Source organism: Desulfosporosinus fructosivorans (assembly GCF_004766045.1).
Lineage (GTDB): Bacteria > Bacillota > Desulfitobacteriia > Desulfitobacteriales > Desulfitobacteriaceae > Desulfosporosinus > Desulfosporosinus fructosivorans.
Map to the genome: position 1 here is coordinate 787,924 of NZ_SPQQ01000003.1, position 11,709 is coordinate 799,632.

10 protein-coding genes are annotated in these 11,709 nt (G+C 44.5%); 8 read left to right on the forward strand and 2 right to left on the reverse strand.

The window, feature by feature from the left end; genetic code table 11:
- Positions 1-7: 7 nt before the first annotated feature.
- From E4K67_RS11785 to serC, 3 genes are all read left to right on the forward strand, one after another.
- On the forward strand, positions 8-1,309 hold the full coding sequence (locus E4K67_RS11785; RefSeq protein WP_135546795.1) for an efflux RND transporter periplasmic adaptor subunit: 1,302 nt from the start codon (positions 8-10) through the stop codon (positions 1,307-1,309).
- A gap of 159 nt (positions 1,310-1,468) precedes the next feature.
- Positions 1,469-3,847, forward strand: a complete 2,379-nt coding sequence (locus E4K67_RS11790; RefSeq protein ID WP_135546797.1) for an ABC transporter permease — start codon at positions 1,469-1,471, stop codon at positions 3,845-3,847.
- Positions 3,848-3,988: 141 nt separating this feature from the next.
- Positions 3,989-5,074: a 3-phosphoserine/phosphohydroxythreonine transaminase gene (gene serC / locus E4K67_RS11795; protein ID WP_135546799.1), complete on the forward strand. Its 1,086-nt coding sequence runs from the start codon at positions 3,989-3,991 to the stop codon at positions 5,072-5,074.
- Between the two features lie 232 nt (positions 5,075-5,306).
- On the opposite strand, the gene E4K67_RS11800 is transcribed toward serC, so the two are convergent.
- A complete protein-coding gene (locus E4K67_RS11800) occupies positions 5,307-5,858 on the reverse strand; it encodes a hypothetical protein (protein ID WP_135546800.1) in 552 nt (183 codons plus the stop codon).
- A 242-nt stretch (positions 5,859-6,100) separates the two neighbouring features.
- Between E4K67_RS11800 and queC the strand changes: the two genes are divergently transcribed.
- The gene (gene queC, locus E4K67_RS11805) at positions 6,101-6,805 is read left to right on the forward strand and encodes a 7-cyano-7-deazaguanine synthase QueC (protein WP_135546801.1); all 705 of its coding nucleotides are present in this window, start codon (positions 6,101-6,103) and stop codon (positions 6,803-6,805) included.
- 60 nt (positions 6,806-6,865) lie between these two features.
- On the opposite strand, the gene E4K67_RS29735 is transcribed toward queC, so the two are convergent.
- Positions 6,866-7,018 carry a hypothetical protein gene (locus E4K67_RS29735; protein ID WP_158408459.1) on the reverse strand — a complete coding sequence of 51 codons (153 nt, stop codon included), beginning with the start codon at positions 7,016-7,018 and terminating at the stop codon, positions 6,866-6,868.
- A 34-nt stretch (positions 7,019-7,052) separates the two neighbouring features.
- On the opposite strand from E4K67_RS29735, the gene E4K67_RS11810 reads away from it, so the two are divergent.
- The 4 genes from E4K67_RS11810 to E4K67_RS11825 are packed head-to-tail and all read left to right on the forward strand — an operon-like array spanning position 7,053 to position 11,685.
- Entirely contained in the window at positions 7,053-8,159 is a 1,107-nt protein-coding gene (locus E4K67_RS11810) for an ABC transporter permease (RefSeq protein ID WP_243454422.1), read from the forward strand.
- Positions 8,159-9,094, forward strand: a complete 936-nt coding sequence (locus E4K67_RS11815) for an ABC transporter permease (RefSeq protein ID WP_135546803.1) — start codon at positions 8,159-8,161, stop codon at positions 9,092-9,094. Before E4K67_RS11810 ends, E4K67_RS11815 begins: the two co-directional genes overlap by 1 nt.
- A 31-nt stretch (positions 9,095-9,125) precedes the next feature.
- Positions 9,126-10,151, forward strand: a complete 1,026-nt coding sequence (locus E4K67_RS11820) for a BMP family lipoprotein (protein ID WP_135546806.1) — start codon at positions 9,126-9,128, stop codon at positions 10,149-10,151.
- A 13-nt stretch (positions 10,152-10,164) separates the two neighbouring features.
- Positions 10,165-11,685, forward strand: a complete 1,521-nt coding sequence (locus E4K67_RS11825) for an ABC transporter ATP-binding protein (RefSeq protein WP_135546808.1) — start codon at positions 10,165-10,167, stop codon at positions 11,683-11,685.
- Positions 11,686-11,709 lie beyond the last annotated feature (24 nt).

Below are 11,709 nucleotides of genomic sequence, written 5' to 3' on the forward strand. Positions count from 1 at the left end.
GGTTAAAATGGCGCTGGAAAAGAGTAAGTTCAAGCTAACTCCAAAAACCTTTAAGCTACCAAAATTTAAGCATCGCAAGTTAATAATTATGGGTGGGCTCGCAGTCCTTGTTCTTATTTACGTGGTGGTCTCTAATGCCCAGCCTCTGTCGACAGGCGTAGTTACGCTTCATCCACAAAACTTTAGCAAAGGTTTTACAGAAGAAGGGGAAATTATCGCCGCTCAGGAGTGGCCAATCTTCAACCCTGTTGAGGGGAAACTGCAAACGCTCAAGGTTCAGAATGGAGATACCGTCAAAAAAGGACAAGTGCTTTTTGAGATAGGCACCAGTGATCTGAACTATCAGTTGGAAGCCTTGAAAGCACAAGTGCAAAGTCTGGAAGGGCAACGCTTGCAGAGTTACAAAAGCCCCAATGCTGCGCAAGTTGCCCAACAGAATTTAATGATTCAGCAAGCGGAAAAGGATGCTCAGATCGAAGAACTGAACCTGAAGCGAATGAAGGCCTTATATGATTCCGGATCGATTTCTCTCGTTCAATATGAAGAGGCCCAGTCAACGTTCGATAAAGCGAAAAACATTTTAGAACAGCAAAAATATGGCTTGCAATTGATCTACGAGCAAAGTGAAGCTTCCCAAGGGACGGAAATGTATTATAACAATCAAAAAAATGCCCTTCAAGCTCAGACTGACCAATTAATTGATAAGATCAGTAAAGCCAAAGTTGTTGCCCTTCAAGATGGGCTTGTCAAAGATCTCACTCTGAAGGAAGGAAACTTGGTTCCACTAGGCCAGCAGATACTGACCGTGTTCGTGAGCGGCGGGTATAAGTTAGAAAGTTATGTCCTAGCCAGTGATGCCCTCGATATCAAAGTGGGGAGCACGGTCCAAGTTATCCAAGCGACCAGTGCTGGAAATAAATCCTTGACAGGCAAAGTTGAAGCCGTCGCAGTCTCAGCGATCGAACGGATATCTCCCTTGGGCTTAAAAGAAAACCGCGTTAAAGTGACCATTTTGCTCACAGAGTCATCTCCTGTCGTCGTTCTGGGGAGCAACGTGGATGTAAAGTATACAACCCTCGAAGTCCTCGACAAACTGCTGATTCCCAAAACTGCCCTTTTTCCTTACCAACAAGGAGAGGCTGTCTGGGTAGTTGAGCAAGGGAAGGCTAAAATTCAACCCGTCAAAAAAGGCCAGGAAAATGATAACCAAGTGATCATTGAACAAGGCTTGACGGATGGATCTATTATTATTGAGGACCCCAATTTAACGGGTCTGAAAGAAGGAAAACGTATTAAGTCAATACTCTAAGCAATCCAGAAAATCAGCACCGCATCACCTTCAAGTGGTGCGGAGTTTGCTTTAATCATTTGTAAGGTGCTCCATTACTAGAGTGGTCAGAGAGAGGAAGAACTCTGTTGTATTGAACTAGCAGATGGATGGAGGGAGCGGGATGGACGTTCTCATCTCATGGTAATGCTCAGAAGAAAGACCTGGAGAGATATTTTAGAGAATAAGGGCGTTTATTTCGCTTGCGTCGTGGTGATCGCGATCGGATTGATCGTCTTTACTTCGATGTCTGTCGTGGTGGAAAGTCTGGATCGGGCACAAAAGGAATTCTATAGTGAAACCCACTTTGGGGACGGATTTATCAGTGTCAAAGGGTATCCAGAGAATAAAGTAAACTCTCTCACGTTTATACCCGGAATCGATCAGGCTGAGGGCCGAATTGTCAAAGATGTCCGCCTTTTGGACGAACAGAAAGATTCCAATCGCTATCTCAGAATGGTTTCCATCAATATGACTAATCCCCAAAAAATTAACCAACTTCGTCTAATCATGGGGCAACTTCCGGACGATAACCAACCTGAGATTCTCGTGGATCCGAAGTTTTTGTCAGCCAATCATCTGTCCTTAGGCGATAGTATTACTGCTAACTTAGACGGACAACAAGTGACTTTCTTTATCACTGGAACCGCTCAAAGTCCGGAATTTATTTACATCATGAAGACCGCCCAAGACTTTTATCCCTCACCTGAAGAATTTGGAATAGCCTATGTTCCCTTAAGTTCTCTGAAAGCACTGGTTAAGGAAAAAGGCCAGGTCAATGATCTGGTCGTTACTTTGAAAAGTGGGATTGATTTTGCTTCAGTTAAAGATAGTCTGCAAGCTGCGTTAAAGCCCTACGGGGTACAAAGTATGGTCCCTCGTAAAGATCAAACGAGTAATTCCATCTTGAATAGTGAAATCAAACAGATCCGAACGATGTCTAAAACTCTTCCTGTGGTGTTTCTTGGAGTCGCTGCCATTATATTGTACACGATGTTGAAACGACTGATCGAACAGCAACGGGTTGCCATAGGGACGCTTAAGGCGTTTGGCTTTACGGATCGAGAGGTGATTTTGCATTATCTGACCTATCCCTTGGTCATTGGAACTCTCGGAGGATTAATCGGGAGCTTATTGGGAGTTGCCCTTTCGTTTCCCTTAACGGCTATGTACAAAGAATTCTTTGCCTTGCCTGGACTTAAAAGTGAATTCTCCGTTAAATACTTATTGATTGGCCTGGCTCTTTCGCTCTTCTTCAGTGTTCTGAGTGGGGTTAAAGGGAGTCTGGATATTTTGCGCTTGGAACCGGCCCAAGCCATGAGGCCTCCAGCGCCAGGCACTGCGAGTAAGACTCAAATCGAGAAGATCACATGGTTCTGGCGTAATATTTCCTCTCAAGCCCAGATGGGAATACGGGATGTGTTTCGTACCCCCACCAGAAGCTTATTCAACACCCTGGGTATTGCTGTTGTTTTTAGTTTGATGACGGTATCTTGGTCTATGCAAAACATGACAGAATTGATGACAGTGGTTCAATTAGAACAAGTTCAAACCTACGATGTGAAAATCCAATTGACTCAGCCCTCCTCCACGAGGTTGACACAACAAGCCGTAATTCATGAACCGGGAGTTACTAAAGTCGAACCCCTTCTAGAAGTACCAGCCACATTAAAAAATGGTTGGTTAAAGAAGGAAGTTGCTCTGATGGGCCTATCCAAAGACTCCACGCTTTATAATATCTTAGATAAAGACGGTAAGCACATAGAGGTCCCTGATCATGGAATCTTATTGTCCGAGCATTTGGCCAAGACCTTGAACGTCAAAGCTGGAGACTTAATTTATGTTGAGAGTCCCTGGAGGAGAGAACTCATCGGGCAAAAGGGTGAATCCTTGCTGGTTCAGGGTGTTGTGCCTCAATATGTCGGACTTAATGCCTTCATGGAGGATAAAGAACTGCAACGTTTTCTGAGGCAGGGAGAAATCAGCACATCAATGCTCGTCAAAATGGATCAATCTGAGGTAGGAAAAATTAAAAGCAAGTATCGCAATGCCAGTAATGTCTCGTCGATTGAATCCCTTAAAGATACGGGGGATAAGATCCGGAAAATGATGGATTCTTACGGTTTTACGACTTGGCTACTAGCAATTTTGGGTGGAATTACGGGTTTTGCTCTGATCTATAATTCCAGTATCATTTCCCTCTCCGAACGGAAACGAGAATTGGCTTCCCTACGAGTTCTAGGCATGACACCGCGAGAGGTATTACGGGTCATAACCTCAGAACAGTGGACTCTATATGTTTTCGGAATCCTTTTAGGCATACCCATGGCCTATGGGTTAAGTTTTAGTATGGCGGAGTCAATGAGCAATGATATGTACTCTCTACCGGCAGATCTCCCGCTCATGGCTTTGCTGGGTGCGGCCGCTGGAACAGCCGTTTCTGTTTTGGTGGCCCAAAGTAGGGCTTATTACAAAATAAAGTCACTACCGTATGTCGAGATCCTAGCGACTAGAGATTAGTATGTCCTGTTTCTTCCGCTGTGTCATATAATAGAATAAATTTTTAAAATAGCATTGCTACAGCTGATCTGAAAGGGTATAATGGTCTAATAAAGTAATTGATTGTGCAAAATAATACAATCTTAGGAGGATTGACTGACCATGGAAAGAATTTTCAACTTCAATGCAGGCCCAGCCACAATGCCGCTTGTGGTTTTAGAAGAAGCGCAAAGTGAACTGCTTAATTTTAGAGGCACAGGCATGTCAGTGATGGAAAATAGCCATCGTACCAAAGAATACGAAGCCATTAATTCCGAAGCAGAAGCTCTCGTCAAGGAATTGCTAGGCGTGCCGGAAAACTATCGAGTTTTATTTCTGCAAGGGGGTGCAAGTACTCAGTTCGCAGCTGTGCCTATGAACTTAGTCTCCGCCGACAGTCATGCTGACTATATCCTCACTGGCGCCTGGGCGGAAAAAGCCCAAAAGGAAGCCTCAAAATTTATTAAAACTAATATAGCTGCCAGTACTAAGGAAGAAAACTACACTCGCATTCCTAGAACAGATGAAATTAAGGTGAGTAAAGGTCCCGCCTACGTTCATCTTTGTTCAAATAACACCATCTTCGGTACCCAATGGCAGTCTTTCCCAGACTTAGGGGACGTTTCCTTAGTTGGCGATATGTCGAGTGATATCATGTCACGTCGCTTTGATGTTTCGAAGTTCGGCTTGATTTATGCCGGAGCGCAGAAAAACCTTGGTCCTGCTGGCGTTACCGTGGTGATTATTCGGAAGGATTTATTGGAGGGTATCCCAACTAATATCCCTTCGATGTTGCGTTATGATATTCACGCTAAAAACGATTCCCTCTACAACACTCCACCTAGCTTTTCCGTATATATGGTGAATCTGGTCCTGCGCTGGCTAAAAAATAACGGAGGACTGGTCGCAGCGGAAAAACGCAATGCAGAGAAAGCAGTCTTAATCTATAATACTATTGATAACAGCCAAGGCTATTATCGAGGCCATGCCCTCAAAGATAGCCGCTCACTTATGAATATCACCTTCCGCTTACCTAGTGAAGATTTGGAGAAAAAATTCGCGGTTGAGGCCACACAACAGGGAATGATTGGTCTAAAAGGCCATCGTTCAGTGGGCGGTCTCCGGGCATCCATCTATAATGCCATGAGCCTTGAAGGGGCACTGGCATTAGTTGATTTCATGAAAGTCTTTCAAAGTAAAAATGGGTAAGTTTGTGCGGTCTTAAGCCTGAGAGGAATTATAAGAGGTGGGAATTCTTATCAGTTTGACGATGAGAATCCCCTTGTTTGGGCACGAGCATCGTGCCCATTTTTTATATTGATCAGAAAGCATAACTTTCGTTACATACTTTCTGGAAACATAAGTGCAACTAAGGCGACCACCGACGACTGACGGCTTGGCGCTAACCAAGTTTTCTTTATCGTACTTCGGTTTGTTTTCACTAACGGAAAGTAAGATGTCTTTTAGCATGGGTAAAGCCATAGGACGTTTTCAGGGAATAAAAGCTAATCGCTTTTTTCGCTTTGGGCATGAACCTTAACTTAGAAATGAGATATTGTTCATCCTCATGACATAAGGCCCTCAAGCGAGAATGGTCTTTTCTGCCAAATAATTCTTCTTGCACCGTTTCACTACTGCTCGCTAAGCAACGTTTATATTGGAAGTATCGCTGGTTGATCGAAAATTGTATATAGAGAATGTAGGGATCTTGATTATGAATGCCAATAAGCTCAGTAGGTAGAGTTTTGTCGATTTTAGACCAGCCTTCATACTTATCCTTGATTTCAGCAAAAGTTTGAATGAGTCTGCCAGGATAAATGGAGTACAGATCTATCTGCTTTTGATTAACGGACAGATTTGGGTTAGCTAGAAAGTGCTCTCGTTCATAAACCTTAACGGTAACTACATACGTAGACGGTTCCAACTGCGTTGCAATTATTAATTCTTCAGGTGCTAATTCTAGGATACTGGTGGTGGATGCTATTTTATCCAAGCCGGTAACCCCCTTTTAGGTTTCCCATATCACTTATTTATCTCCACGCCTGAGTTGTTTTAGTCAGAAAATTAGTATCCTTATAGTGCATACTATGATCTCACAGTGGAAAGTTTGACAGTTGGGAGGAAGGCTGTAGGGGTGTCAATTGACAATTTGATATTTGAAAGGTAAATTAAGAGGACTTGGAGTTTTAAGGTAATGTATCTTCTAAATTGAATTGTAGAATTGGAGAGATTCCCATGGATAGTCCCCGTTCAGCCATTGTTCTTCTCAGCGGAGGAATTGATAGTACGACTTGCGCAGTTTTGGCTTGTCGAGAATTTGGTCCAGAAAATGTTCTCGCACTCAGCTTATTTTATGGGCAAAAACACGCTAAAGAAATCGATGCAGCACGGGAGGTGTCTAAGCACTTAGGACTCAAAGATCATATTATCCAACAACTCCCCGATATTTTCAAAGGGGGAGGGTCTACTCTTATTGATCAGGATAGACAAAACCCAGAAAAAACCTATGAAGAACTTAGTACAAGTCAAGGAATATCTCCAACTTACGTACCTTTTCGTAACGCAAATTTGCTATCAGTCGCCACATCAATTTCATTAATTAAAGGTGCAGACACAATCTTCTATGGGGCGCATTCCGAAGATGCGAGAAACTGGGCATATCCAGATTGTACTCCAGAATTTAATGGAGCTATGGCAAATGCAATATATATCGGCTCCTATATGAAAGTTCGTCTCGTAACGCCACTTCAATGGTTTAGCAAAAGTGAAGTGGTTGCCCTAGGGAAAAAAATTGGTACTCCATTCCAATTAACCTGGAGTTGTTATAATGGTAAGGAAAAGGCATGTGGTGTTTGTCCTGCATGTGTGGGACGGTTACATGGATTTGAGGAGAATGGATTAATAGACCCCATTGAGTATGAAACAGGGCGATGCTTTTAGAACCTGATGTTGTACACCAAGTATTTATTGTGTTTTTTTGGCATAGGTAATATAATATAGTTATAGCACAGTAACGAGCGATGAAGCTTTCTGGGGATGATTATCTCTAGGAAGCTTTTCTTCTCGCCAAGGGATGGCGATGGTTCCCACTCGCCATCCTTGGCTACGGAACAATCGACCATCCTTGGTCAGCGCAACTTGAAAATCATACATAATTGAATTTCCCAACAGGATGGAGTTGTAGAGGTTGAACTTAAAATTCAGACGGATCTTAAAACAAGTTGCAGTATTGTTTGCTGCTTTGGTGGGAGCGTTGCTAGTCGGTGCATTATTTCTGCTTTTAGCCAAGTCGGACCCAATTATTGCTTATGGGGTTATGTTTTCAGGTCCAGTGCATGACAAATACGGGATAACCGAGACCTTGGTGCGGTCAGTTCCCCTACTCTTGGTGGGGTTGGGTATTGTTATTTCTTTCCGAAGTGGAATTATTAACATTGGAGCAGAGGGGCAGATTCTAGCAGGAGCTATTGGCGCGGCCGCGGTAGCCAACTCCTTGCCCGATATGCCAGCGGTAATCCTACTCCCATTGATATTTTTAATTGGTGGTTTGAGTGGTGCGATTTGGGGGGGGATTGCGGGCTGGTTGAAGGCACGGCTATCAGTAAATGAGATTCTCAGTACGGTGATGCTTAATCAAATTGCGTTTCAGCTATATATGTTTCTGATACGTGGTCCGTTAATTGACCCAAATGAGGTATCGTACGGCACAGGCGTACCACAGACAGCCTTAATCCCAGATCAAGTCTGGCTTAGCCGCCTAATTCCAGGTACGAGACTCCATTCGGGTCTGATTTTCGCGCTTGTGTTAGCAGTATTGGTTTATATCTTCTTATGGCGAACCAGTATTGGATATCGCATGCGAGCAGTGGGGGCAGGACCTGAGGCCGCCCGTTACGCGGGTATTAGAGTGGAATGGTATTTAGTACTGGCGATGGCCCTTGCGGGTGGTATGGCTGGACTGGCAGGTGTAGTCGAGGTAACTGGAGTTCATCACCGCGCTTTAGAGGGTATATCTGCAGGGTACGGGTTCAGTGGTATTGTGGCTGCATTGTTTGGTCGCCTGCATCCATTGGGGACTATACCTGCGGCGGTGCTGTTCGGAGCCTTGCTGTTAGGGGCGGATATGATGCAAAGGGCTGTAAACATTCCGGCAGCCATGATCATGGTAATTCAAGGACTAGTCGTCCTATTTGTGGTGTCAAGTGATTATTTCCAAAGGAACTCAGGTTCTTTAACCGTATTAAAGGCTAAGTTCTTTAGGGAAAAAGTGGACAAGGAAGGTGGCGAGTCATAATGGACAGTGTTATGAATTCCGATATTATCATTATTATCCTCGCGACTGGAATCCGTCTGGCCACGCCTTACTTGTTAGCAGCCTTAGGGGAAATGTTTGTTCAACGCTCAGGTGTTTATAACCTAGGCGTGGAAGGAATCATGATGATGGGAGCTTTTGCGGGCTTTTTTGCGACTCTGCAGTTGGGAAGTCCGCTCTTAGGCATTCTTGTTAGCTTGGCCATCGGGGCGTTAATGGGCTTATTAATGGCTGTGGTCAGCGTCACCTTTAAGGCTGAACAGGGAATTAGTGGTATTGGACTTTACATGTTTGGCTGGGGTCTATCAGGGTTGTTGTTTCGCCTATACGTGGGAGGAATTACGTCCATCGAAGGCTTGAAGGCCATAAAAATTCCCCTGCTTAGTACTATTCCATTCTTAGGGCCAGTACTATTTGAACATAACGTTTTAGTATATACTGCGTTTCTACTGGTTCCGTTGACAGGCTTTATACTTTTTAAAACGAGTTGGGGGCTCAATGTGCGGGCAGTTGGCAATAAACCGGAGGCAGCAGACACCCTGGGGGTAAGTGTTGTTCGCATTAGGTATCAGTGTTTGGTTGTAGGCGGTATGCTAGCCGCTCTGGCCGGAGCCTTCCTGACTATTGGTCAAGCGAATATGTATGCTGACAATATTACGGCAGGCAGAGGCTTTATCGCCATTGCCCTAGTTTACTTCGGACGTTGGAGTCCTTGGGGTATTTTGCTTGGTTCTCTCTTATTTAGTCTGGCTGATTCCTTTCAGAGCATGGTTCAAGTGTTGGGAATCAATTTCCCCTACGAATTGGCCGTTATTTTGCCTTACATGGTCACAATTATAGCTCTGGCAATTTCCTATGGACGCGTCTGGGCCCCAGCAGCATTGGGTAAACCCTTTGAACGCGGAACCAGAGGTTAATTATAAAAGAAAAGTTTAGGAGGAAAAAGACATGAAGAAAAGAGTACTAGCTCTATTGTTGGCTGCCCTTACTCTCTTAGCCTTAACTGGCTGTGGTACCAAAACGACCGCTAAGTCAGATCCTGCCCCTGATACCGCAAAAGTGGAAAAGATTCGCATCGCTCTTGTACTTCCTGCTACTGTTGATGATTTGGCTTGGGGCCAGTCCATGGTGGAAGGTCTAAAAGCTGTTCAGAAAACCATGGGTGAAGACAAAGTTGAGCTTGCCATCAGTGAAAAGTTGGGTAATGCTGTGGATGCAGGGTCTGCCATACGCCAGTATGCAACCCAGGGGTATGGCATTATCTTTGCCCACGGTTCTCAGTACCAAAGCGTCTTAAGCGAAATTACCAAGGACTTCCCTAAAACAACCTTCGCCTATGGTACTGGTTTTGCGACTCAACCCAACGTTTTTGCATATGATCCACAGGCCCAAGAAGGTGGCTATCTGCTAGGTATGCTTGCAGCCATGACATCTAAAACGGGTATCGTGGGGATTGTTGGACCTGTCGAATCCGGTGATGCAGTTAAGTATAATTATGGTGTACAGCAAGGTGTACTTAAGGGTAAAGCAGATGTTAAAGCGCGTATCGCCTATACTGGCTCTTTTAATGATATAGTGGGTGCAGGCAACCTGGCCAAAACCCAAATGAGTGCTGGAGCAGATATCCTCACTGGTTCCTCGCAGCAAGCTGTTGGAGCTTTGAGAGCAGTCGCCGAAACCCAAGGTAAATACTGGCTATCAACGGATATGGACCAAAGCGGTATTGCCCCTGACCATGTTTTGGCTGCCCAAGTGTATAACTGGGAAAAAGTTGTCAATAAAATAATTGAATTACGCAAAAATGGAACTCTCGGTGGACAAGTCTTAACCTTGAGTTTTGCTGACGGAACGATTGAATTAAAGTACAATGCTAAATTGGCTGACAAGATCCCGGCAGAAGCTAAAGCCGCAGTTGAACAGGCTAAGCAAGACATCATTAGCGGTAAATTAAAGGTGGAATTACCGAAGAAATAACGGGTGAATACAAATGGCTGAAAAGATTGAGCACCTAGAGATGTGTGGAATCACTAAACGTTTTCCCGGTGTCCTAAGTAACCGCGATGTCAATATCCATATAAAAGCTGGCGAGGTATTGGCTATTCTTGGTGAAAATGGAGCAGGCAAAACCACATTGATGAATATCCTTTACGGCCTTTATCAAGCAGATGAAGGTAAAATTTTGCTAAATGGTAAACCAGTCAAGATAAATTCTCCTCGGGAAGCCATTGCTCACGGGATAGGTATGGTACACCAGCACTTTATGCTGGTGCCTACACTTACCGTTAGTGAAAATGTCATATTAGGGCTATCTAAGACGTTCTTAGTGGATCTTAAAACGGCAGCCCAAAGGATTCAAGAAATTACGGATACCTATGGTTTAGCCATTAATCCTGATGCTTACGTTTGGCAACTAAGTGTTGGAGAACAGCAGCGTGTAGAGATAATCAAAGCACTTTATCGTGGTGCTAACCTATTAATTCTTGATGAACCGACAGCGGTTCTCACTCCCCAAGAGTCCAATGAGTTAATCCAGTTACTCAGGAATATGTCCGCACAGGGTAACTCAATCATCTTGATTAGCCACAAATTACACGAAGTGATGGCCTTGAGCGATAGGGTTACCGTACTTAGGGATGGTGAAGTGTGCGCTGATGTCTTGACTAGGGATACCTCTCAGGAAGCCCTTGCCCAGCTGATGGTGGGCCGAGAAATGGCTCCCTGTAGAAGGGAAGGAATGTTCTCTCCAGGGAAGACGGTTCTAGAGCTCCAGGATGTTTTCGCCCATGGGGATAAAGGGACAGAGGCTTTGGCAGGAGTTTCTCTCACGATCAGAGAAGGAGAGATATTAGGCATTGCTGGGGTTTCAGGGAACGGGCAAAAAGAACTTGCCGAAGTAATCGCTGGGCTGAGAAAACTAAGTAAAGGTAGGATTAGTTTAAACGGTAAAGATTGCACGAAAATGTCACCGGCTCGTATCATCCAGCAGGGTCTGGGTTATATCCCAGAAGACAGGCTTCATGTGGGAACCCTTCCTTCCTTTAGTATCTGGGAAAACCTGATTCTTAAGGATCACCACCTGCCCCCCTTTGCAAAACGTTTACTGCTCCAAAACCGGGTAATTATGTCGCACAGTTCATCTTTGGTAGAAAAGTACGGGATAAAAACTCCGAACTTGGAAACCCCCACAGGGAGGCTGTCTGGTGGCAACATCCAGCGGGTTATTCTTGCCAGAGAAATAACCCGTAGTCCTGTAGCGCTGGTAGCGGCTTATCCTACCCGAGGGTTGGACATCGGGGCAACGGAGTATTTGCATAGCAAACTCCTAGAAGCCCGTGGTAATGGAATTGGAATCATGTTGATTTCTGAGGATCTCGAAGAACTGTTGAGTATCTGTGACAACATAGCAGTGCTTTATGAGGGAAGGGTCATGAAGGTCATGTCGGTTGAGGAAACAGATGAACGTATTTTGGGACTATTAATGGCTGGTATAGCCGAGGAGGCTTCTTAATTTAGTACTAGTTAGCACTTTCCC